Annotated in this window: 22 protein-coding genes; 9 read left to right on the top strand and 13 right to left on the bottom strand. The window is 51.2% G+C overall.

Features of this window, described 5'->3' with window-relative positions; genetic code table 11:
• Position 1: 1 nt before the first annotated feature.
• The 12 genes from tolQ to aspS all read right to left on the bottom strand — a co-directional run bounded on the left by tolQ (position 2) and on the right by aspS (position 10,894).
• The gene (tolQ, locus tag C9I92_RS11600) at positions 2-688 is read right to left on the bottom strand and encodes a protein TolQ (protein ID WP_047883285.1); all 687 of its coding nucleotides are present in this window, start codon (positions 686-688) and stop codon (positions 2-4) included.
• Positions 689-1,096 carry a tol-pal system-associated acyl-CoA thioesterase gene (ybgC, locus tag C9I92_RS11595; protein ID WP_373689506.1) on the bottom strand — a complete coding sequence of 136 codons (408 nt, stop codon included), beginning with the start codon at positions 1,094-1,096 and terminating at the stop codon, positions 689-691.
• Between the two features lie 248 nt (positions 1,097-1,344).
• Positions 1,345-1,647: a cyd operon protein YbgE gene (gene ybgE / locus C9I92_RS11590; protein WP_047883283.1), complete on the bottom strand. Its 303-nt coding sequence runs from the start codon at positions 1,645-1,647 to the stop codon at positions 1,345-1,347.
• Positions 1,640-1,750 carry a cytochrome bd-I oxidase subunit CydX gene (gene cydX, locus C9I92_RS11585; protein WP_047883282.1) on the bottom strand — a complete coding sequence of 37 codons (111 nt, stop codon included), beginning with the start codon at positions 1,748-1,750 and terminating at the stop codon, positions 1,640-1,642. Before cydX ends, ybgE begins: the two co-directional genes overlap by 8 nt.
• Before the next feature lie 11 nt (positions 1,751-1,761).
• Complete coding sequence (gene cydB, locus C9I92_RS11580; protein ID WP_047883281.1) at positions 1,762-2,898, bottom strand: cytochrome d ubiquinol oxidase subunit II; 1,137 nt, start codon at positions 2,896-2,898, stop codon at positions 1,762-1,764.
• Between the two features lie 17 nt (positions 2,899-2,915).
• Positions 2,916-4,502, bottom strand: coding sequence for a cytochrome ubiquinol oxidase subunit I (gene cydA, locus C9I92_RS11575; protein ID WP_047883280.1), 1,587 nt, complete (start codon positions 4,500-4,502; stop codon positions 2,916-2,918).
• A gap of 171 nt (positions 4,503-4,673) precedes the next feature.
• Positions 4,674-4,934 carry a hypothetical protein gene (locus C9I92_RS25285; protein WP_146149688.1) on the bottom strand — a complete coding sequence of 87 codons (261 nt, stop codon included), beginning with the start codon at positions 4,932-4,934 and terminating at the stop codon, positions 4,674-4,676.
• Between the two features lie 585 nt (positions 4,935-5,519).
• Positions 5,520-6,533 (bottom strand): Holliday junction branch migration DNA helicase RuvB, encoded by a 1,014-nt coding sequence (gene ruvB / locus C9I92_RS11570; protein ID WP_047883279.1) that lies wholly within the window; start codon positions 6,531-6,533, stop codon positions 5,520-5,522.
• 11 nt (positions 6,534-6,544) lie between these two features.
• Positions 6,545-7,168 carry a Holliday junction branch migration protein RuvA gene (gene ruvA, locus C9I92_RS11565; RefSeq protein ID WP_047883601.1) on the bottom strand — a complete coding sequence of 208 codons (624 nt, stop codon included), beginning with the start codon at positions 7,166-7,168 and terminating at the stop codon, positions 6,545-6,547.
• A 378-nt stretch (positions 7,169-7,546) separates the two neighbouring features.
• Positions 7,547-8,068 carry a crossover junction endodeoxyribonuclease RuvC gene (gene ruvC / locus C9I92_RS11560; RefSeq protein WP_047883278.1) on the bottom strand — a complete coding sequence of 174 codons (522 nt, stop codon included), beginning with the start codon at positions 8,066-8,068 and terminating at the stop codon, positions 7,547-7,549.
• Positions 8,069-8,102: 34 nt separating this feature from the next.
• The gene (locus C9I92_RS11555; RefSeq protein WP_047883277.1) at positions 8,103-8,846 is read right to left on the bottom strand and encodes a YebC/PmpR family DNA-binding transcriptional regulator; all 744 of its coding nucleotides are present in this window, start codon (positions 8,844-8,846) and stop codon (positions 8,103-8,105) included.
• A gap of 263 nt (positions 8,847-9,109) precedes the next feature.
• Positions 9,110-10,894 (bottom strand): aspartate--tRNA ligase, encoded by a 1,785-nt coding sequence (gene aspS, locus C9I92_RS11550; protein WP_047883276.1) that lies wholly within the window; start codon positions 10,892-10,894, stop codon positions 9,110-9,112.
• Between the two features lie 595 nt (positions 10,895-11,489).
• Between aspS and C9I92_RS11545 the strand changes: the two genes are divergently transcribed.
• From C9I92_RS11545 to C9I92_RS11505, 9 genes are all read left to right on the top strand, one after another.
• Positions 11,490-12,371 (top strand): DUF72 domain-containing protein, encoded by an 882-nt coding sequence (locus C9I92_RS11545; protein WP_047883275.1) that lies wholly within the window; start codon positions 11,490-11,492, stop codon positions 12,369-12,371.
• Positions 12,372-12,778: 407 nt separating this feature from the next.
• Complete coding sequence (cmoA, locus tag C9I92_RS11540; RefSeq protein WP_047883274.1) at positions 12,779-13,507, top strand: carboxy-S-adenosyl-L-methionine synthase CmoA; 729 nt, start codon at positions 12,779-12,781, stop codon at positions 13,505-13,507.
• A gap of 15 nt (positions 13,508-13,522) precedes the next feature.
• Positions 13,523-14,497 carry a tRNA 5-methoxyuridine(34)/uridine 5-oxyacetic acid(34) synthase CmoB gene (gene cmoB, locus C9I92_RS11535; RefSeq protein ID WP_047883273.1) on the top strand — a complete coding sequence of 325 codons (975 nt, stop codon included), beginning with the start codon at positions 13,523-13,525 and terminating at the stop codon, positions 14,495-14,497.
• 88 nt (positions 14,498-14,585) lie between these two features.
• Positions 14,586-15,356: a putative ATP-dependent zinc protease gene (locus C9I92_RS11530; RefSeq protein ID WP_047883272.1), complete on the top strand. Its 771-nt coding sequence runs from the start codon at positions 14,586-14,588 to the stop codon at positions 15,354-15,356.
• A 21-nt stretch (positions 15,357-15,377) separates the two neighbouring features.
• Positions 15,378-16,883: an inactive transglutaminase family protein gene (locus C9I92_RS11525; RefSeq protein ID WP_047883271.1), complete on the top strand. Its 1,506-nt coding sequence runs from the start codon at positions 15,378-15,380 to the stop codon at positions 16,881-16,883.
• A 3-nt stretch (positions 16,884-16,886) separates the two neighbouring features.
• Positions 16,887-17,861 carry an alpha-L-glutamate ligase-like protein gene (locus C9I92_RS11520; RefSeq protein WP_047883270.1) on the top strand — a complete coding sequence of 325 codons (975 nt, stop codon included), beginning with the start codon at positions 16,887-16,889 and terminating at the stop codon, positions 17,859-17,861.
• A 216-nt stretch (positions 17,862-18,077) separates the two neighbouring features.
• Positions 18,078-19,223: a MalY/PatB family protein gene (locus tag C9I92_RS11515; RefSeq protein WP_107193855.1), complete on the top strand. Its 1,146-nt coding sequence runs from the start codon at positions 18,078-18,080 to the stop codon at positions 19,221-19,223.
• Positions 19,224-19,346: 123 nt separating this feature from the next.
• Positions 19,347-19,868, top strand: a complete 522-nt coding sequence (locus C9I92_RS11510; RefSeq protein WP_047883268.1) for a VC2046/SO_2500 family protein — start codon at positions 19,347-19,349, stop codon at positions 19,866-19,868.
• Positions 19,869-20,177: 309 nt separating this feature from the next.
• Entirely contained in the window at positions 20,178-20,867 is a 690-nt protein-coding gene (locus C9I92_RS11505) for an SDR family oxidoreductase (RefSeq protein WP_047883267.1), read from the top strand.
• 337 nt (positions 20,868-21,204) lie between these two features.
• Here the strand turns inward: C9I92_RS11505 and adhE are convergent, their stop codons facing one another.
• Positions 21,205-23,895: a bifunctional acetaldehyde-CoA/alcohol dehydrogenase gene (gene adhE / locus C9I92_RS11500; RefSeq protein ID WP_047883266.1), complete on the bottom strand. Its 2,691-nt coding sequence runs from the start codon at positions 23,893-23,895 to the stop codon at positions 21,205-21,207.
• Positions 23,896-24,261: the final 366 nt, after the last annotated feature.

Raw genomic sequence — 24,261 nt, 5'->3', positions numbered from 1 at the left:
GTTACTCCTGGTTAGCCGCAAATGCCTGACGGTGCAGAATACTTGAAAATTCTTCCATAAACGTCGCGTAAGCGTGCTCCAGTTTTGCAACCTGGTTTGTCAGTTTGTTATAGAACATAACTGCCGGAATAGCCGCAAACAGACCCATCGCCGTTGCGACCAGTGCTTCAGCGATGCCCGGCGCAACCATTGCCAGTGTCGCTTGCTTCACCGCACCCAGTGCAATAAAGGCGTGCATGATGCCCCAAACGGTACCAAACAGACCAATGTATGGAGTGATCGAACCAACCGTTGCCAGGAATGGCAGGCTGGTTTCCAGATCATCGACTTCACGGGACAGCGCCACGCGCATTGCACGACTGGTACCATCCATCACCGATTCAGGCGCTTTACCGTTGTTGCGGTGCAGACGGGCAAACTCTTTAAATCCCGCGTGGAAAATTTGCTCTGAGCCAGTCAGGCTGTCTTTACGAGCCTCGACTTCCTGATACAGCTGCGACAGGTCGATCCCGGACCAGAAGCGGTCTTCAAATCGTTCCGCTTTCGCTTTGGCTTGCGACAACACCTGCGAGCGCTTGATGATCAAGGCCCACGAGACAACTGACATTCCCAGCAGAATCAACATAACGATCTTTACCAACAGGCTCGCCTGTAGAAAAAGATCTAAAATCGACAGTTCAGCAGTCACTTAAAAAATCTCCGACATAATATTTTCTGGGATCTTGATTGGTTTCAAGGTATCAGGGTGGACACAGGCTACCTGAACCAAGGCTTTACACAAGGTTTGGCCATTATTGTTAACTAAAACCTGACAGAATTCGATCGACGCTTTTCGCACCGAATTTGGCCAGGTTCTGACAACCAGTTCATCATCTAATTGAGCGCCTTTAAGAAAATCAATATCCATATGGCGAACCACAAAGCTGATCTTCTCGGCAAATTGATCGCTTAAACTGACACCGGCACTCCGAAACAGTTCCGTGCGGGCACGCTCGAAGAATTTGAGGTAATTGGCATGGTATACAATGCCGCCGACATCAGTGTCTTCGTAATAAATCCGGATCGGCCATTCAAAGGCATTCTCTTCGGTCATCATTCTTCCAGTTTTATGTTCTATCCGGTTATTACCGAAAATACAGGTACATTCCGAGACGCCTACTATACCTAACTTACCCAGTAGAATGAAATCACCCACCCGCGAATCCTTGGCTGCCAACGATAAAAATATTCATGCGCCGAAGCAGGCCATCAGCCTGACAGCACAATAAAAAAACAGCCCAAAGCAAATGCTTAGGGCTGTTTCAATGTTCTCGATTTGTTTCAGCTTCTAACAGTCTGAAGCAATTACCACAGTCTCAGGTAGAGAATGTAAGCCAGAATTGGTAGTGACAGGTAAGGAGTAAAAAATACCTGCCAGAACCATTTCTTTGGTACAAACCCGACGCCATAGACCATCGCGGCGCAGGTTGCCCAAATCAGGGCCGGCGATATGACGGGCCCGAACCCGCCAATCGCCTGGGCAAAGAGCGTGGGATCCCACACCACCAGCCCTGCCGAGGCCAGTGACATCACCAGCCCCAGCAGTCGGAGCAGACCAACGTCTACCCACTGATGGATTCTCTTTACCCCATCGCCCAGGTTACTCACCGTTCTGAGCATCCATGTTTTCTGTCGCTTCCAGCCACAGAGCATTGATGATACCGAATGAGCAAGCTAGCAGCACACCCAGAATCCAAGCGAAATACCACATAGTTTATCTCCTTAGTACAGTGAGTTCTTGTTGTCTTCGATGAACTGGGTATCAAGACGACCGAACATCTTGTAGTAACACCATGAGGTGTAGCCCAGAATAATCGGAACCATAACCGCCGCAACCACTGTCATGATTTTCAGGGTCAGTTCAGACGACGTCGAATCCCACATAGTCAGGCTGTGCGCAGGCACCAGGCTTGAAGGCATGATGAATGGGAACAGTGCAAAACCAAAGGTCAGTACCACGCCAGCCATTGTCAGGCTGGAGCTGATAAACGCCATGGCGCCACGGTTCAGGCGAGAAGCCAGCATCGTCAGCAGCGGCATGAACACAGCCAGAGCCGGTGCAATCCACAGCAGCGGATAAGCATCGTAGTTCGCAAACAGTGCACCTGTCTGACGCATCACTTCTTTGTTCAGCGGGTTAGAAGGCGCATTAGTCACGATTTCAGACGTGATGATGTAGCCTTCGATGCTTTGAGCCCAGAAACCGGCAATGGCAAAACATACCGCAGTCGCAATCGACGTCATCATGGCAACGCGACGAGCGCGCTCACGGATTTCAGTCGTTGTCTTCATCTGCAGGTAAGCCGCACCTTGCGTCACGATCATCAGCAGGCTAACCACACCACACAGCAAGGCGAACGGGTTCAGCAGACCAAAGAACGAACCTTTGTAGGTTGGGATCAGCAGTGAACTCAGTTCAAACGGCACACCTTGCAGCAAGTTACCGAAAGCCACACCGAAGATCACTGGCGGTACAAAGCTACCGATAAAGATCGCGTTATCCCACATGCCACGCCATTTTGGATTTTCGATTTTCGAACGGTAATCGAAGCCAAGCGGACGCAGCCACAGCGCAGCCAGTGTTACCAGCATCGCTAGGTAGAAGCCAGAAAACGCCGTTGCGTATACCAGCGGCCAGGCAGCAAACAGAGCACCACCCGCGGTGATCAGCCATACCTGGTTTCCGTCCCAGTGCGGGGCGATTGAGTTAATCATGACGCGGCGCTCGTTGTCTGTCTTACCAATAAATTTGGACAGAACACCTACACCCATGTCAAAACCGTCAGTGACTGCAAAACCGATGCATAGCACACCGATCAGCACCCACCAGATAAAGCGCAATACTTCATATTCAAACATTGCTTCACTCTCCCTGATTAAGCTTCAACCTGACGCGCAACCACGTTCTGTGGGGCATCGGTTGTTTCAAAGTGATAGCGGCCAGTTTTCAGGCTGCTAGGACCCAGACGAGCAAATTTGATCATCAGGTACATTTCAGCAATCAGGAACACTGTGTACAGTGCAATAATTGCCAGCATTGAAGTGATAATGTCAGACGCAGCCAGGTTAGACGCCGCCATTGATACCGGCAGGATCTCACCCACAGCCCATGGCTGACGACCGTACTCGGCAACAAACCAACCGGCTTCGATCGCGATCCATGGCAGTGGAATCCCGTACAGCGCAGCTTTGAGAACCCATTGCTTCTCGGTGATTTTGTGACGGCAGGTCTGGACGAACGCCGCAGCAAAAATACCCAGCATCAGGAAGCCACAGGCGACCATGATCCGGAAGCTCCAGAACAGCGGCCAAACCGTTGGAATTGAGTCATCAGCAGCTTGAGCAATATCGGCTTCTGTTGCATCAACAACGTTATCGGCATAAGGCTTCACCAACAGGCCGTAACCCAGATCTTTCTTCACCGCGTCGAACGCCGCAATGTTTTCCGGCGTTTTCTCACCAGCACGCAGTTTTTCCAGCAGACCGTACGCGATCATACCGTTGCGGATACGCACTTCGTGCTCCGCTTTCAGGTCACGCAGGCCGGTCACTTCGGTATCGAAAGAACGCGTCGCGATAATCCCCATCACGTATGGGATCTTAATCGCGTAATCGGTGTGCATGGTTTCCTGATTTGGCAAACCAAACAGGGTAAATGCAGCCGGTGCTTCTTCGGTGTGCCACTCAGCTTCAATAGCCGCCAGTTTGGCTTTCTGAACGTCACCCAGCTCATAGCCAGACTCGTCCCCCAGAACGATCACAGACAGGATCGAGGCCATCCCGAAAGATGCTGCAATCGCGAAAGAACGGCGGGCAAACGGGATATCACGGCCTTTCAGCATGTAGTAAGCACTGATCCCCATGATGAACATTGCGCCACAAACATAACCGGAAGCAACGGTGTGAACGAATTTCACCTGGGCAACCGGGTTGAAGACTACTTCGGCAAAGCTCACCATTTCCATACGCATGGTTTCGAAGTTGAACTCTGCACCCACCGGGTTTTGCATCCAGCCATTCGCGATCAGAATCCATAAGGCCGAGAAGTTAGAGCCAAGCGCCACCAGCCAGGTCACCGCAAGGTGCTGACGTTTAGACAGGCGGTCCCAGCCAAAGAAGAACAGGCCGACCAGAGTTGATTCCAGGAAGAAGGCAATCAGCGCTTCGATAGCCAGAGGGGCACCGAAAATGTCACCAACATAGTGGGAGTAGTACGCCCAGTTTGTACCAAACTGGAATTCCATGGTGAGACCGGTAGCCACACCCAGTGCAAAGTTAATCGCGAAAAGCTTACCCCAGAACTTGGTCATGTCCTTGTAGATTTGCTTTCCGGTCATTACATAAACCGACTCCATGATGGCTAGTAGGAACGCCATCCCCAGAGTCAACGGGACGAACAAAAAGTGATACATCGCAGTTAATGCGAACTGTAACCGCGATAGTTCGACGATATCAGTGAACATTGAGAACTCCTTTAACCGCCAGGCTGACTGACGACAGTACGACACAGTGTACCGATGATTGGGCTTAGCAACTTGTAGCCGAACTTAACCGCAATCTTGTCACCTTCCTGGCTGCCATTTATCCGTGATAAGCGGCATCCCTGATAATGTTGCGATACTGTGCCAAATTAGTTAATTTGTTGTTAAGCTACAGCTAATATAGTCATTGCTAATATTACTGACATTATTCAAATCGCTCAATGGATTTAGCGCACAATTTGCTTTGATGAGCATCAAAAAAGCCTGTTCATTTTTTACACAAGCACTATTTGATTGACCTGGATCAAACATCCGAACATTTGTTAAAACCCGCAATACGCCTGCTAAAAACGGATGTTTAGCCGGTTCTGACGGTCTGGTTTCCGCCCACTTGCCAGCATGTTTACCAAGCAAAAAAGTCCTGATAAAACCTGTTAGAAAATCGAGTCCTTCCTATCTTGACACCCCTATTATCAGCACAATCAACTGGCCTCAAAGGCTGTTAAATCAGCACTTCACTGGGCTAATCAACAGATTTTGAAATTAGATAAACTAATCCGAAAATATAATTTATATCGCTTTTGGTAAGGCAATAAATCTCTATAATCAGCGCCAGAAACAGAATGAACCGCCCGGACGATAAAAGTCATCTTTTTGGCGGGTTGTATGCTGTTTCCCCATCTGTAACAGAGTATGAATGAGGAAGTGGATATGGCTCGTATGTTTGAAAAAATTATTGCACTGTATCAACCAAGCTTTGCCGAAATGTACAAAGCATCAGTAAAATAATGCTCACAATGTAGCCGTTCGCTTGTTTTTGATCTCATCCCGGGACGGAAGCAACATCAAAAATATCCTTTGATTTGTCAATAAGATGTAAATAAGCGAACTGATTTATCCGTTATTTTGTGTTTTCTCAAAAAACGGATATAAAAAAACGAGGCACCTGTGCCTCGTTTTTTATTGCTGTTTTTACAACTTGCTTACTTTTATCGGTAGTTACGACTCCGGTAAGTCCAACCCGAAGTGCAGATAGGCCCGGTGAGTGGCAATCCGGCCACGCGGCGTACGCTGCAAATATCCCTGCTGAATCAGATAGGGCTCAAGAACATCTTCGATTGTGTCCTTTTCTTCGCCGATCGCCGCCGCCAGGTTATCCAGCCCTACCGGCCCGCCCATGAATTTATCAATAATCGCCATCAGCAATTTGCGATCCATGTAATCGAAGCCACTGCTGTCAACATCCAACATATCCAGTGCTTTAGTGGCAATATCCGGGCAGATATGACCATTTCCTTTCACTTCGGCAAAATCGCGTACCCGGCGCAGCAGGCGGTTAGCAATACGCGGTGTGCCACGGGATCGCATCGCCACTTCCATTGCTCCGGTAGAGTCCATCGACAACCCGAGACATTTCGCACTGCGCTCAACAATCCCACACAAATCATCCACTTTATAGTATTCCAGACGCTGTGTGATACCGAAGCGATCCCGCAGCGGTGATGTCAGTGATCCAGCCCTTGTCGTCGCTCCAATCAGGGTAAACGGCGGCAAGTCGATTTTGATTGAGCGCGCTGCCGGCCCTTCCCCGATCATGATGTCCAGCTGGTAATCTTCCATCGCCGGATACAGCACCTCTTCCACCTGTGGGCTGAGACGGTGGATCTCATCGATAAACAGGACATCGTTTTCTTCGAGGTTAGTTAGCAATGCCGCCAGATCACCGGCTTTTTCCAGCACCGGACCGGATGTGGTGCGAATGCTCACTCCCATCTCGTTGGCCACAATGTTGGCCAACGTGGTTTTCCCCAGTCCCGGAGGACCAAAGATCAGCAGGTGATCCAACGCTTCGCTTCGCAGTTTGGCTGCTTTGATGAAGATTTCCATCTGCTCACGGACATGATCCTGTCCGCGGTAGTCAGACAACATCTTAGGCCGGATAGCGCGATCAATAATGTCTTCTTCACGCGAAGTGGGGTAATCGTTCGCTATCAGTCGATCCGCTTCAATCATTCTTGCTTACCTTAAACCATGGACCGCAGGGCTTCACGGATAATCGTTTCACTGCTCATCTCCGGTGCAGCCACCTGAGCCACCACTTTCGACGCCTGCTGTGGTTTGTAGCCCAAAGCAATCAGGGCGCTGACCGCTTCATCTTCTGCTCGTGCTGCCGCTGCCGTGTCCTGAACCGGTGCGTTCGACGCTGCCGTATCCAGCGCAGGCGTAAACAGGTCACCTTCACCCCAGCCTTTCAGGCGGTCTTTCATTTCAACCACCAGGCGTTCAGCGGTTTTCTTCCCAACCCCGGGAATTTTCACCAGCGTGGTAATGTCTTCATTCTCAACACTCAGCACAAACTGGCTGGCTGTCATGGCAGAGAGAATAGCCAGTCCCAGTTTCGGGCCGACGCCATTCGCTTTAATCACTTCGCGGAACAGATCACGCTCGCTTCGTTTGTTAAAGCCGTACAGCAACTGGGCATCTTCACGCACCACATAGTGCGTTGCAATGACAGCTTCCTGACCGACTTCCGGCAGTTCATAGAAACAGCTCATCGGCATATTGACTTCATAGCCAATGCCCCCGACTTCCAGCAGGATTTCCGGCGGTTGTTTTTCGATAATGGTTCCACGTAGTCGGCCAATCACAGCAATATCTCTTCGTTGAATCACAAAATGGGTTTTAGGATAGTCAATGGCTGGATGTATATCCAGCATTTTTCTCCTTTTCAGAGGTGCTTTCTGCTTAAAGATTCAGCCTAGAGCAAAAAGAGTCACAGCGGGTGGGATAAACGGCACAGGAAACAAGCTTCGCTCATTAATCGACAGCCATCAGAAGCACTATCCACAGAACGCAGAACGCAGAACGCAGAACGCAGAACGCAGAACGCAGAACGCAGCACTAAAAAACAGAAAAAGATAAGAAAAGAAAAAAGCAGCCGAAGCTGCTTTTACTATTAACCATGGATATTTTGAGGCTCAATAACCAGTGCCTCAAAACGGGGAACCGTGATTCAAAAAACCGTGTTAGCGGTAACGCCCCCGACGTGCCCCCCGGGCCTGCCCGGCCATGGCGACCAAGGTTTTATGGGTATGGGCGTGGCAAATCGCCACAGCCAACGCATCGGCCGCATCGGCCTGCGGTTTGCCCGGCAATTTCAGGACTGAGCACACCATATGCTGCACCTGCGCTTTATCGGCGCCACCGGTGCCGACAACCGCCTGTTTGATCAAACGCGCAGCATATTCGTTTACCGGCAATCCGGCATTCACGGCCGCCACAATGGCACTGCCCCGCGCCTGCCCGAGTTTCAGCGCCGAGCTGGCATTTTTGCCCATAAAGACTTCTTCGATCGCGAACACATCAGGCTGAAACTGTGTGATCACTTCCGTCACACCGGCATAAATCTGCCTCAGGCGCCCCGGAATGGCTTCTTCGGAAGTGCGGATACAACCACTGCCGAGGTACTCAAGATGTCGCCCGACCTGACGAATCACACCGTAACCGGTGATTCGAGAACCGGGGTCGATCCCTAAAATGACTGACATTCAGTCAGACTCCTTGTTAGGGCAATCGTGACGCTTATAGCTGCGCCGCAACCTCATCTGAGATATCACCGTTGTGGTACACTTCCTGAACGTCGTCCAGCTCTTCCAGCGCATCGATCAAACGCAGCAGTTTAGGAGCAGTATCAGCATCCAGATCCGCTTTGGTTGACGGCACCAGTGTCACTTCTGCATTCTGTGCCTCGAAGCCTGCTGCATCCAGGGCATCTTTCACCGGACCGAATTCTGCCGGTGTTGTGTAAACGTCGATAGAACCATCATCGTTGGTTTCAACATCGTCCGCGCCCCCTTCCAGTGCCGCTTCCATCACCGCGTCTTCGTCCAGACCCGGCTCATATGAAATCACACCTTTTTTATCAAACAGGTAATTGACACTGCCGTCGGTACCCAGGTTACCGCCTGCTTTAGAAAAAGCATGACGTACCCCTGAAACGGTACGGTTACGGTTATCGGTCAGACACTCAACCATTACCGCAGTACCACCCGGCCCATACCCCTCATAGATAACCGTTTCCATGTTATCTTCACCTTCGCCACCAGTACCACGGCTGATTGCTCGGTTAATGGTGTCGCGGGTCATATTGTTTGACAGTGCTTTATCGACAGCAGCACGCAGACGAGGGTTGGTCTCCGCTTCGCCGCCACCTTCTTTCGCAGCAACCACGATCTCACGGATTAACTTTGTGAAAATTTTACCGCGCTTGGCATCCTGTGCCGCTTTACGGTGTTTAATGTTGGCCCATTTACTATGACCTGCCATATCACACTCCGAAAATCTTCCAGCCGAAAGGCTATATGTTTTACAAAATAGATTTTACTAAAATAGCTTTAACAATACAGAGTTACAAAACGCGCCATTTCAAACGCACCATTGCCAAAATGGCTTCTGCAAACACCGTATTTTATCTGTTGCGAGAGAGCCTCCCGCTAACCGGCACCCGATAAATCACGGCTGACGCCATTCTGGTGCGGCTAAAACAAAGACTGGCCTTTCGGCCAGTCTGATTGTTTGTGTGGGGTCGCTTACGCCTGCTCGGCGTTGTCTTCCTTCGCGGCCTTCACGGCAATTGCCAGTTCGTCCAGCGCAGCCGGGTTAGCAATGCTTGGAGCATCTGTCAGCAGACATGCTGCCGCCGTGGTTTTAGGGAAGGCAATTACGTCACGGATGTTTTCCGTGCCGCACAGCAGCATTACCAGACGGTCAAGACCAAACGCCAGACCGGCGTGTGGTGGCGTACCGAATTTCAGCGCATCCAGCAGGAAGCCAAACTTCAGACGTTGTTCGTCAGCGGCAATACCCAGGATATCGAATACTGCTGACTGCATGTCGGCATTGTGAATACGCACAGAACCACCGCCCACTTCGTAGCCGTTGATCACCATGTCGTACGCGTTTGAATTCACGCCAGCCGGATTCGCTTTCAGCTCTTCCGGTGAAACACCCAGCGGAGAAGTAAACGGGTGGTGCATCGCGTGCAGGTTACCTTCATCGTCTTCCTCGAACATTGGGAAGTCAACCACCCACAGAGGTGCCCATGCACTAGTGTCAGTCAGTTCCATATCGTTACCCAGCTTCAGACGCAGAGCGCCCATTGCTTCTTCAACGATACGTTTCTTATCTGCACCGAACAGCAGGATATCGCCAGTTTGCGCCTGAGTGCGATCCAGCAGCTGAGCGACAATGTCTTCGTTCAGGAATTTCGCCACCGGAGACTGAACGCCTTCGAAGCCTGCTTCGCGGTCATTCACTTTCATCCAAGCCAGACCTTTCGCGCCGTAGATACCCACGAAGTTTGTGTACTCGTCAATTTGCTTACGAGTCAGTACCGCACCGCCTGGTACGCGAATAACAGCCACACGGCCTTTCGGATCGTTTGCCGGGCCTGAGAAAACCTTGAAATCAACGTCTTTCAGGATATCAGCAACGTCTACCAGCTCCATCGGGTTACGCAAGTCAGGTTTATCTGAACCGTAACGGCGCATGGCTTCTTCATATTTCATGATTGGGAAAGCGCCCAGATCCACATTCAGCAGCTCTTGCCACATGTTCGCGATCATCTTTTCTGTCACTTCACGTACCTGCTCAGCAGACATGAATGACGTTTCGATATCGATCTGGGTGAATTCCGGCTGACGATCAGCACGCAGGTCTTCATCGCGGAAACACTTAACAATCTGGTAGTAACGGTCGAAACCAGACATCATCAGCAGCTGCTTGAACAACTGAGGAGACTGCGGCAACGCGTAGAAGCTGCCTTTGTGTACGCGGCTTGGTACAAGGTAGTCACGAGCACCTTCCGGCGTAGCTTTAGTCAGTACCGGCGTCTCGATGTCCAGGAAGCCGTTTTCATCCAGGAAGCGACGAACGAAGCTTGACGCTTTCGCGCGCAGCTTGATGCGATCACTCATTTCAGGGCGACGCAGATCCAGGTAACGGAACTTCAGGCGCTGCTCTTCAGTGTTCTTCTGGTTGAAGTCAAGTGGCAGTACGTCGGAACGGTTAATGATTTCCAGACCTTTCGCCAGTACTTCAACTTCACCGGTCGCCATATCTTTGTTGATTTGGCTTTCCGGACGCGTACGCACTTCACCGGTCAGACGGATACAGAACTCGTTGCGCAGTTGGTTAGCGACGTCGAATACATCTTTCATATCCGGATCAACAACTACCTGAACAATACCTTCACGATCTCGCATATCGATAAAGATAAGACCGCCTAAATCACGGCGACGGTTAACCCAGCCGCATAGCTCTACTGTTTGCCCTGCAAGGGACTTGTTCAGGTGACCACAATATTGGGTGCGCATATGAAATTCCCGATCTGTTTACTAACTTTCCTGAGTACACTGCCACCTTAAAAATCACACAAGCAGCGTACTATCTGAATTCTTCCCGGCCAATAAGATTAAACTTTGCGCAATCTGACGTATTACCGTCGGCCGAGAGACAAAAATAACGAGGTATTATATACCCAAGTCCCCTAACTTGCATGTTCAGCGCCAATTAATTACCGGAACGACAGTACCGAAGCAAAATGTCCTGAAGTAAACAGTACCTAGCTAACAAGCGCGGTGATAACCAAGACTTTAATAGCCGAGATTTGATAACCGAGACGATGGTAACAAAGGCCCGCGAAACCACAGCACTGACGGACACAGCACTGACGGATACACAAGGTTGAAGCCAATATAACCGGCTAGGTCCGACATCCGTCAAGAGTCTGAAACACTGCAAGGAGAACACTGAGTAACAAGAAGTTCCAATGTAGAAAAAAACACGGCCGGAAATCAAGCAAAAAACCACTCAGAATCAACTGATAGCAGCAGAAAGATTGACCCAACACAAACAAACTCTTCACAATAGCGGTATTTCCGCCACATTCAGCCTGGAAGGACACCTGTTATGCCCTCACCCACTCCCCATCGTCCCGTACTGCTTGGACTGGCCATGTGGTCTCACAACCACTGGCAACAGTCGCTGTATGGCAATGGCTGTAAAAGTGGCGACCGGCTGGCGAAGTACGCGGAGGTGTTTCACACCGTCGAGGGCAATACCACGTTCTACGCGACGCCCTCTCTTGGCACCGTGAAGAAATGGCATGATGCCACACCTGATGATTTCCGTTTTACTTTTAAGTTTCCGCAAGCCATCACCCATCAGCAGCAACTCGCCCACTGCGACCAGTTGGTGGCCGATTTCCTGTCTGTGATGGCTCCGCTGGTCGACAAAGTCGGGTTGTGGACAATTCAACTGCCAGCCCAGTTTGGTCCCGACCACCTGGGCGCTCTGGAGCAGTTTCTCAACCGCCTGCCTCGCCATTTCCCGGTCGGAGTGGAAGTCCGTCACCCGGCGTTCTTTCAAAAAGGCGAGGCCGAAAAACAACTCAACCGCCTGTTGCTCGACCATCAGGCAAACCGCATTATCATGGACAGCCGCCCGGTTTTTGCCGCCGCCCCCACTACTGAGGCGATCATTGATGCGCACCAGAAAAAACCCCGGGTGCCAGTGCATGCGATCGCCACCGCCGATCATCCGATGATCCGCTTCATCGGCCACCCGGAGGAGGCTGACAACGATCCCTTTTTTGCCAATTGGCTGGCGCGCCTTCCGCAATGGCTGGCCGACGGCAAGCAGCCTTATCTTTATATCCACACGCCTGACAATAACCGGGCACCGGAACTGGCTGCGCGGTTGTATCAGCAATTGCAAAAAGTCAGCCCGATAGCACTGCCCGATGTCAGTCTGCCTCCGGATGACAGTGCGGCGCAGTTCAGCCTGCTGTAGCCCCCTGCTGTAACCCCCGCATGTTCTGTACCGAGTGCAAAGCCGGGGCGTGCCAGGTTGCAGCCCCGAACATCAACACTAAGTATTAAAACCGGGCTGAAGCACAAAACCCATGCATCACCACAAAATCCATGCATTACAGCGTAGGACACGCGGCACACTCGGCATAGGGCACAAAGGTCGATTCGGGCCAATCACGGCCGCCAGCCCCGTCAACGCCTCCCCTATCAGCGCTTTACTGCCGCCAAAGCAAATATAAAACACTAAAGACAAACGGGCGCAGATTCACTACAATACGCGACCTTTCAGACGGTGACGGAACACCCGAGCCCGGCTTCTTGCACAGAGCGCCGGACGATAGTTCAGGATCCCTACTCTCAAGTAAGATATTAATGAGGTTCGTGAGAATGGCAGGTCACGACAATATTTTTGCCGCGCCCATCGATAAATTGGGTGATTTCACTTTTGACGAGCGTGTCGCTGAAGTTTTCCCGGACATGATCCAACGCTCGGTACCGGGCTACAGTAACATCATTTCGGCAATCGGCATGCTGGCAGAGCGTTTCGCCAAACCACATACGAACCTCTATGATCTGGGTTGCTCGCTGGGTGCCGCGACCCTGTCAATGCGCCGCCATATCCGACAGGAAGGCTGCCACATCATCGCTGTGGATAATTCCAGTGCGATGGTTGAACGCTGCCGCCTGCACATTGAAGCGTACCGCTCCGACACCACTACCGAAGTGGTCGAAGCCGACATCCGTGATATCGCTATCGAAAACGCATCGGTCGTTGTGCTGAACTTCACCCTGCAATTTCTGGCACCAGAAGACCGCATGACGCTGCTGGAAAAAATTTACGCCGGCCTGCGTCCGGGCGGGATTCTGATCCTGTCTGAGAAATATATCTTCGATGATGAGCAGGTCCACGAGCTGTTAATAGACCTGCACCATGACTTCAAGCGTGCCAACGGTTACAGCGAGCTGGAAATCAGCCAGAAGCGCAGCGCTATCGAGAATGTCATGCGCCCTGACAGCATTGCCACCCACAAAGAACGCTTTGCAAAAATTGGTTTCAGCAGCTCGGAAGTCTGGTTCCAGTGCTTCAACTTCGGCTCGATGATTGCGATCAAATAAGGTTACTCGCTGTTTATGTTTAGTTTTTCAGAGTTTTATCAACTCATTGCCCAACACCCGACGCTGCGTCCCTGGCTTAACACCCTGCCACAACAGCTGGCCGACTGGGAAGAAGCCTCCCATGGCGACATGGCCCGCTGGATGCGTGCGCTGAAAAAATTTCCGACCGACAAGCCGGACATTATCGATCTGAAGCACGCCGTGCGTGTCGAGAACTCGACGCCGATTGCCGACGGTGAGATGAAACGCCTGGAAAGCCTGCTGCGTCTGCTGCACCCATGGCGCAAAGGGCCTTACCACATGCATGGTATTCATATTGATACCGAATGGCGCTCTGACTGGAAGTGGGATCGTGTACTGCCACACATTTCTCCGCTGAAAGGCCGTGCGGTGCTGGATGTCGGTTGCGGCAACGGCTACCACATGTGGCGCATGCTAGGCGAAGGCGCGCAGCTGACGGTCGGCATCGATCCGTCAAACCTGTTCCTGATCCAGTTCGAGGCCATTAAGCGCCTGCTGGGCCAGCAACACCCGGCTTACCTGCTGCCACTGGGCATCGAGCAACTGCCTGAACTGCGCGCGTTCGATACCGTGTTCAGCATGGGCGTTCTGTACCATCGCCGTTCTCCGCTGGATCATATCATTCAGCTCAAGAACCAACTGCGCAAAGACGGTGAGCTGATTCTGGAAACCCTGGTCATCGACGGTGATGAGAATGCGGTACTGGTGCCGACGCACCGTTACGCGCAGATGCACAACGTGTACTTCTTCCCGTCTGCTAAAGCGCTGAAGGTCTGGATGGAAAAATGCGGACTGGTTGACGTGAAAATCGTCGACGAGTGCGTGACTTCCCTCGATGAGCAACGCTCAACAGACTGGATGACTAACAACTCGCTGCCAGACTATTTGGATCCGGATGACCCAAGCAAAACGATTGAGGGCTACCCGGCACCTAAACGTGCGGTTCTGATCGCTCGAAATCCTGACTAAGTACTGACAAGGGATGCTGTTCGCATCCCTTTTTGTAAGTTAAAATACTGCTGCCTAAGAAAAAAATACCGACTTCCCGGGAGAAATAATGCTTCGCCGCTGTGTGCCATTACTGACCCTTGCCCTCCTTTCAGGGTGCTCTCTACCCCAACAACAAGAACAGCATGAACAAACCATGGATGCCTTAAACACCATGGAAAATCGCGTTCATTTCCAATTGGCGACTATGCTCAAGCAAATTGATGAGCAAAACAATTACATCGCTGGGCTGGAAAAAGATCTATCTACGTTGTCGGCAGACGTTGCCCAGCAAAATGCCCAGCTGGCAAAAGCTGCGGCAGAGGAGCGCAGGAAGCAGAAAGCGCTGACATCAACAATCAGTATCACGGATGACACGCGTACTGCTCACGGCAAAGTTATATTAGGTGAAGAGGAATGGGTCTGGTTAGATTCCCTTAAAGCCTCTTTCAAGGCGCGAGTGGATACCGGTGCCACAACCTCTTCACTGAGTGCGACCGACGTTCAGGTATTTGAGCGCGACGGCAAACAATGGGCTCGTTTCAATCTGAACCATGATGCCAATGAACGCCCTGAAGATGCCGATATGGTTGAGGCTCCAGTTGTTCGCTGGGTGAAAATTCGCCAGGCTAACAGCGAGGAACCGCAGCGTCGCCCGGTTATTGAAGCTTGGGTGAAGCTGGGCCAGCTCCATGAAAAGGCTCAATTTACTTTGGCAGATCGGACGCAAATGACCTATCCAGTATTATTAGGTCGTGAGTTTTTCAAAGACATAGCGCTTGTGGATGTGGGTAAAACGTTTGTTCAGGGCAACAACGAACAACAGGTACAAAAAAACTGATAACAATTCGATGAGGATGTCATGACATCAAGAATCCCGTTCTACTTTCTGATCACCCTGCTTATCATTGCGGGTACAGCGCTGAGCATGTACCGTCATGATGTGTATGGTGTGCCCTGGACTCCAGGCGAACAACGCGCGCTATGGGAGCTGGAAGCCCGCATCGAGTTTGATGCTATTGGCGATCCGGTCAAGGTTTCTATGGCCGCGCCGGAAACACAACAAGGTTTTACTCAGATTGACGAAAGCACCTCATCACCGGGTTACGGTGTCGCTCTGATCGACACGAACCAGGGCCGCCGGGCAGAGTGGTCGGTTCGTCAGGCGACGGGCAAACAGGTTCTCTACTACAAGACCCAGATGCTGGTTGATGATCAGGCGAGCTTTAAAGTTGACCCGCCGAAAGGTGAGACGCCGGCTGTCAGCCTGGACAACCCGCAGCAAACCGCGGCCACTGCCCTGCTGACTCAGGCCCGGACTTTATCTTCTGACAACATCACGCTGGCCCGCGAGCTGATTAAACAGTTCAACGACAAGAACAACCAGAACTCCGCACTGCTGCTGAACAGCCTGAGCCGTGAGCGGGCGATCATCAGCCTGTTGTCTCTGGAGAAGATTCACGCCCGTATCGTCGGTGGCCTGCAACTGGAAGATGGCCGTCGCCGCCAGAGCATCACCCCGATGGTTGAGGTCTGGAGTGGCGAGCACTGGGAACTGTTCGACCTGCAAACCGGTCGCGAAGGCAAGCCTGACAACATTCTGTTGTGGAACCAGGAAGGCCATTCACTGCTGGACGTCATCGGTGGCCGTAATTCCAATATCAGCTTCTCGATCATTGCGCAGGATATTACGCCGCAGCAGGCAACCCGTGAAAAAATCCAGGCTGAAGATCTGCTGAACTTTTCGATTCACAGTCTGCCGGTTGAAGAGCAGGCCATGTTTAAGACCATCATGCTGATCCCTATCGGCGCACTAATTGTAGTGTTCCTGCGGATTATCGTCGGTCTGAAAACCTCCGGTACCTTCATGCCAGTCCTGATTGCAGTCGCTTTCGTGCAGACACAGCTGATCACCGGTGTGCTGGGCTTTTTGCTGATCGTCGGTACCGGTCTGATCATCCGAAGCTATCTGTCCAGGCTCAACCTGCTGCTGGTCGCGCGGATATCGGCGGTCATCATTACGGTTATCATGATTATCTCAGTATTTACCGTCGTGGCCTTCAAAATTGGCCTGGTGGAAGGTCTGACCATTACCTTCTTCCCGATGATCATCCTGTCATGGACCATCGAACGTATGTCCATTCTGTGGGAAGAAGAAGGTGCCAAAGAAGTCCTGATTCAGGGTGGTGGCTCGCTGCTGACCGCGATTCTGGTGTACATGGCCATGACGAACCCGATGATTCGTCACCTGACCTTTAACTTTATCGGGATGCAGCTGATTGTGCTGGCCATGATCCTGATGCTGGGTAACTACACCGGTTATCGCCTGAGTGAACTACGTCGCTTCAAGCCGCTGACGGAGGACTAAACCATGTCATTTCTGTCGCAGTTTACTTCGCCTTTCAAGCTGCGCCATCGCGGCATTATGGGCATGAATAAGCGTAACCACAGTTACATTGGCCGATACAATGACCGAAGCCTCTACCCGCTGGTTGATGACAAACTGAAAACCAAAATCATTGCTCAGCGATCCGGTGCGACGGTACCTGAACTGATTGGGGTCATCGACAGCCAGGTGAACGTAAAACGCGTTCATGACATGGTGAAAGACTGGCCGGGCTTTGTGATTAAACCGGCCCAGGGTTCCGGAGGTAAGGGCATTCTGGTGGTGATCAAGCACAAAGACGGCATCTATGTGAAGCCGTCGGGTGCTGAGATGAACAAAGAAGATGTGGAACGTCACATTACCAACACCCTGGCGGGTCTGTTCTCTCTCGGGGGCAAAAACGATGTTGCCATGGTTGAGAACCTGATCCAGTTTGATGATGTGTTTGACGGCTTCAGCTTTGAAGGGGTGCCGGATATCCGGGTCATCGTTTTTAAAGGCTACCCGGTGATGGCCATGATGCGCTGCTCAACAGCTGCATCTGACGGCAAAGCCAACCTGCACCAGGGTGCGGTCGGTGTGGGTATTGATATCGCCAGCGGCAAAGCCGTGCGCGCCGTTCAGTTTAACCAACCGGTTGAGCGCCATCCGGACACCGAGCGCCTGCTGAGTGAGCTCACCGTTCCTTACTGGGAAAAGCTACTGACTCTGGCAGCCAGCGCCTGGGAAATGACCGGACTGGGCTACATAGGCACGGATATGGTGCTGGATAAGTACAAAGGCCCGATGGTTCTTGAGCTGAATGCCCGTCCCGGACTGGCGATTCAAATTGCCAACGGATGTGGTCTGCTGCCTCGACTGCATCACATCGAAAACTTGGGCGTTCCGTCAATCCCGCCTTCTCCGGCTGAGCGGGTGGCCTATGCCGCTGAGCAATTCGGCGCCAAACCTCAATTCTGATCCTTAAGCCCCCATTTTTGGGGGCTTTTTTCTGCCTCGCCGAGACGCCATAATGCTGTCTGATTTTCTTTGCATGGATTGACTCAGTAACCGTCTTCACAGCGTGTGACTTGAACACTCTGGGCAGACCCCGTTTTGAGCCATGTAGCCATATACTGAACCACCTGAAACTAAATCACTTGCTCCGCCCCCATTCACTCAACAAGGATGTCTGCCATGGCGAACGACCCGTTATTTGACCTGCACATTGACCGTACCCAGAGCAACAGTATCAAATGGAATAAATACAAAGGTCAGGACATTCTGCCAATGTGGGTTGCTGACAGCGATTTCCGCGCGCCGGATGCCATTATCAATGCTCTCCACCAGCATGTTGATCACGGTATCTTTGGCTACGGCAGCGCACCCGAAAGCCTCACTGCCGCGCTGATTGAACGCATGAAGCATCTTTACCAGTGGGAAATACAGCCGGAGTGGATTGTGTACCTGCCGGGGCTGGTGTGCGGCATCAATCTGGCCGTTCGGGCACTGACGACCCCGGAACAAGCCGTGGTCTGCCCAACCCCCATTTATCCACCGTTTAAGTCATCCGCCAAACTGGCACAACGGGAGTTAGCCACCCTGCCGGTGACGTTGGATAAACAGCGCTGGCTGATGCAACTGACGCCCAGTCACGTTACTCCGGCATCGCGCCTGCTGCTGTTCTGTAACCCGCTCAACCCGGGGGGAACCGTATACCGAAAAGAGGAGCTGGAGCAGGTGCTGGCCTTTGCCGAACAACATGACCTGCTGGTATGTTCCGATGAGATTCACTGCGATCTGCTGCTGGAGCCCGGCTGCCGACACACTCCGTTTGCCAGCCTGAACGACAGCGCGGCACAACGTTCGGTGACACTGATTGCACCCAGCAAAACGTTCAACATCGCCGGTCTGGGCGCGTCAATGGCGATCATCCCGAATCCGGCATTGCGCAAAGCCTTTCTCCGAACCCGTGCGGGCATTGTCCCGGATGTCAATGTACTGGCATACACAGCCGCCGAGGCTGCTTATACCCAAGGTGAACCCTGGCTGGAGCAACAACTGGCGTTTCTGCGCGGCCATAAGGCCAAGCTGGAGGCTGCAATCAATGCCCTGCCATACCTGAAACTGCATCCGATTGAAGCCACCTATCTCGCCTGGATTGATGCAACGGCTCTGCCAGTTCCGTCACCGCACAAATTTTTTGAGCAAGCCGGTGTCGGACTATCTCCGGGAGCGGACTTTGGTCACCCGGGCTTTGTCCGGCTCAATTTTGCCTGCCGCACGGAAACACTGGATGAAGCATTGCGCCGTATAACCAACGCCATCAACGCACTTGGCTGATTACGCGAAAATTTTCTAAAGTTATCTGTCACCTGACCGATACCCTGAACATCAGCGAGCTTTTCGACTTGTCGCAATGCTCGCATCAGAACATCAGTTCCCGGTAGGTTCGGTCAGGCTTCCATGCAAATCCATACATTAGACAAAGCACAGCTGATAAACGAAGTTCAGCTCGGCAGCCAGCTCAACCAGGCGGTTGAGACAGGTCGTCGTGCTGATTTTGCGCTTATGCTGGCAATGTTGTCTCCGGATCGCCTGGAAACCGTACCGGTTGATACCCTGCCGGCAACGGAACAAACCGAAGGGGATCTCCGGGCATACTTTGAGCTGCAGCCGCCCCGACCGCTTTCAGCCAGCGAATCTTGCTATGAAAACAGTGCCCGACAAGCGCAAGCTTTTCATGATGGCGGGATGGCTGACGTACGCTTGCTCAGCGGATTATCCCCCACAGCCCTGACGTACCCGCCAACTGGCACCAAAGGCATGCCGGAAGAGCTGTACCATAATCTGTCCGGCCATGAACGCCGGATGCTGCCACCTAAAGAAGACGTTGCCTTGAAAGCGTCACCTCAAGACCTGTATTTGTCTCTGGTTCAAGCCAAACGTTTCGCAGAAATGAGCCATCATTTCACGGTATCTGCTTGATTTTACCGCAACAGATCACACTACAATTCTTCCCGCGAAGGACACCCGATATTTTTCGTGACCATCTTCATAGCTTTGTCATTTCGATGCGGCACGATGTCGGCTGTTCGCTAACATTCAATAACAGACATGCACGGTTGGGCTTCAGGATCCTGTTTGATCCCTGCCTGTAATGTTGGGTTATTGATTGAACAACAGGCTGTAGGACGATGCGTCAGGCCACGAGTGAACCAGATGCCTGCCCATCCCTCCGACACGGTGAAGGGAAACCGGAGACCGTTTGCAGTCACCTGAACGAGAGGAAGAGCCATGAATATTGCTCAATCAGTCATACTCGTCACCGCCGCCGGCAGCCCTTTGGGGAAAGCCCTTTCCCTGCATTTCGCTTCTTTGGGGGCGATGCTTGCTCTGGTGGACAGCCACCCTCAGTCGCTACAGCAGACTTTATCGGCATGTCGAGCCGTCGGGGCGCACAGCCAATCCTTTCTGACCCAATATGACGATGAACAACATGTTGCTGAGATTATCGACAATGTCCATCACCATTTTGGCAAAATCGATGTGCTGGTGAATTGCTGGTTAGGAGCAGAACTGCCCTCGTTACTCGGTCCCAGCTCCGTTGATCAATTCAGCCAAACGCTGATCAAATCCATGACCCCTTTCTTTATTTTCGGCAAGATGGCGGCGCGCTATATGTGCGCTCAGAGTTGCCGGGGGGTGATCATCAATCTGGCAGCCGATACTAACTGTGCGCACACAGCGATCCACTCTGGCTCAAAAGCCATGGTTTCGGGACTCACCCTTAGTTGGGCCAAAGAGCTGGCAGAGTTTAATATTCGGGTGGGAGGCGTTGTGCCACTGACCATTGACTGCCCGTGCCGTAACCAATCCCAGAATGTCATCAGCCTGCCGCTCCAGTATGAAATTGTTCGCAGCGCGGAATACATTGTTGCCAATGACTATTTCAATGGCCGAATGATTGAGGCCGAAGTTAGCTGAAGGTGCAGCAAATTAACGTGCATCAGCAGTGAATTTCAGAGAAACACCCACTGAATCAGCTCAGAGACATACACCAAACCAGCCTACGGGCTGGTTTTCTGTTTGTGGGGTGCCTATTTTTTTCTATTTGTGTAGCTGTATCTGTATCTGTATCTGTATCTGTATCTGTATCTGTATCTGTATCTGTATCTGTATCTGAAGGATATTTCTCTTAGTGGCACAGCGGTGCCAGTCGATTCTTTCTTGAGGCGAGTAAATGGCCAGAAACACGCAGATAAAAAAAGCCCGCCAAAACGGCGGGCTGAACGTTAATGTTGTGCGCTAGCGAAAACAGTGATTAGGCTTCAGCTTTCGCTTTTTTTGCTGTAGCAGGTTTCTGGTCTGCTTTTTTCTTGATAACAGTAGTGCCTTCGAAAGTTTCACCTTCTACATAAGCTTTACCGTAGTAAGACGCGACCAGTACATCTTTCAGCTCGCTGATCAGTGGGTAACGAGGGTTCGCACCAGTACACTGGTCATCGAATGCTTCTACAGCCAGTTCGTCCAGTTTCGCCAGGAAGTCTGACTCTGGAACACCCGCAGCCTGAATTGACATTGGGATTTCCAGGTTCACTTTCAGCTCATCCATCCAACCCAGCAGACGCTCAATTTTCTGTGCTGTACGGTCACCCGGCTGAGACAGACCCAGATGGTCAGCCACTTCCGCATAACGACGGCGCGCTTGAGGACGGTCGTACTGAGAGAACGCCGTCTGTTTCGTTGGGTTGTCGTTAGCGTTGTAACGTACCACGTTAGAAATCAGCAGGGCATTCGCCAGACCGTGCGGCAGGTGGAACTCAGCACCAATTTTGTGTGCCATTGAGTGACAAACACCCAGGAAGGCGTTGGCAAACGCGATACCAGCGATAGTTGCCGCATTGTGCACTTTTTCACGGGCAATCGGGTCTTTCGCACCATTTGCGTAGCTAGATGGCAGGTACTCTTTCAGCATCTTCAGCGCTTGCAGAGCCTGACCGTCAGAGTACTCGTTCGCCAATACAGATACATAGGCTTCCAGAGCGTGCGTAACGGCATCGTAACCACCAAAGGCTGTCAGCGATTTAGGCATGTTCATCACCAGGTTCGCATCAACAATTGCCATGTTTGGTGTCAGTTCGTAGTCAGCCAGTGGGTATTTTGCACCTGTTTTGTCGTCGGTAACAACAGCAAACGGTGTCACTTCTGAACCTGTACCTGATGTGGTAGTGATACAAACCAGCTCAGCTTTTTCACCCATTTTCGGGAACTTGTAGATACGTTTACGTATATCCATAAAGCGCATTGCCAGTTCTTCGAAGTGTGTATTCGGATGCTCGTACATTACCCACATGATCTTCGCAGCATCCATTGGTGAACCACCGCCCAGAGCCAGGATAACGTCAGGCTGGAAGCTCTTCATCGCTTCAGCACCTTTCTCAACCACAGACAGCGTTGGATCCGCTTCCACGTCGAAGAAAGTCTGCACTTCCATACCTTGTGCTTTCAGCAGCTGAACCACGTCATCGGCATAACCGTTGTTGAACAGGAAGCGGTCAGTTACCAGGAATGCACGTTTCTTACCAGCCAGGTCACCCAGTGCGATTGGCAGACTACCACGGCGGAAGTAGATAGATTTTGGAAGTTTGTGCCACAACATATTCTCAGCTCGCTTCGCTACTGTTTTCTTGTTGATCAGGTGTTTAGGACCGACGTTCTCAGAAATTGAGTTACCGCCCCAAGAACCACAACCCAGAGTCAGCGAAGGCGCAACATTGAAGTTGTACAGGTCACCGATACCACCATGCGTGGTTGGGATGTTAATCAGGATACGCGCTGTTTTCAGCTTGTCGCCGAAGTATTTGATACGATCCTGGTTAGTGTCCTGGTTAGTGTACAGGCCAGATGTGTGACCGATACCACCGATTTCAACCATAGTCACAGCCTGAGCCACCGCATCTTCGAAGTCGGTCGCACGGAACATACCCAGGGTTGGAGACAGTTTTTCATGAGCAAATGCGTCGTCATAAGACACTTTGTCCAAGCCTTCACCGATCAGTACTTTCGTATCCGCAGGCACTTTCACACCCGCCATTTCAGCAATTTTCGTTGCTGGCTGGCCAACGATTTGCGCATTCAGGTTGCCGTCAATCAGCAGCACTTTACGAACTTTGTCTGCATCTGCTCGACTCAGTACATAGCCTTTGTGAGAAGCAAAACGCTCTTTCACTTCATCGTATACTTTATCAACCACGATAACGGCCTGCTCAGAGGCACACACCACACCGTTGTCGAATGTTTTAGACATCAGAACCGAAGCAACAGCACGCTTGATATCAGCGGTTTCGTCGATAACAACTGGTACGTTACCCGCACCTACACCAATAGCAGGTTTACCTGAAGAATAAGCCGCTTTAACCATGCCCGGGCCACCAGTCGCCAGGATAAGGTTAATGTCATCGTGCTTCATCAGCGCGTTAGACAATTCCACTGATGGCTGATCAATCCAACCAATAATGTCTTTTGGCGCGCCAGCCGCGATTGCTGCATCCAGAACCAGTTTCGCTGCAGCGTTTGTCGATTCTTTTGCACGTGGGTGTGGTGAGAAGATGATTGCGTTACGGGTTTTCAGGGCAATCAGCGATTTGAAAATAGCAGTAGAAGTTGGGTTAGTGGTCGGAACGATACCACAGATGATACCGACAGGTTCGGCGATAGTGATAGTACCCAGGTTGTCATCCTCTTCCAGGATGCCACAGGTTTTTTCGTCTTTGTATTTGTTGTAGATAAATTCAGAAGCAAAGTGGTTTTTGATCACCTTGTCTTCAACAATACCCATACCGGATTCTGCTACGGCTTGTTGAGCTAGTGGGATACGCGCGTTGTTGGCCGCAAGAGAGGCTGCACGGAAGATTTTATCAACTTGCTCCTGAGAGAAAGTCGCAAACTCTTTCTGAGCTGCTTTAACACGTGCAATCATTGCATCCAATTCAGCCATATTAGTTACAGGCATAGTTAACTCCTAACTTAATATTGAAAACTTTTTAGTAAGGATACGTCTTACATCCTTATTGTTACCTTACGAACATCCCGCTCAAACAAATTGGTAACACACACGCTTAGTAAACCGCTTTCGAAACTGATTATATTCTTTCACACCTCGAAAAAAATTGATTTAGATCATTTGCACCTATTTATAGTTACAATTTGATACTCTCAATTTAATATCAATACAAATCAAATGGTTATTATCATTACTTCGAGATGAAGAAAGACAGCAATACGCATTCAAATGCACAAATCGTTCTTTAGCGACCCTCTGAATTTACGTAATAATCCTACACATTTTGTAAAATAGCGTAATAAACTCGACCGAGAT

Origin of the sequence: Photobacterium ganghwense (assembly GCF_003025595.1) — a bacterium.
GTDB classification, from domain to species: domain Bacteria; phylum Pseudomonadota; class Gammaproteobacteria; order Enterobacterales; family Vibrionaceae; genus Photobacterium; species Photobacterium ganghwense.
The sequence above is the reverse complement of the archived record's forward strand: the minus strand, read 5'-3'. Positions and strand labels throughout refer to the sequence as shown.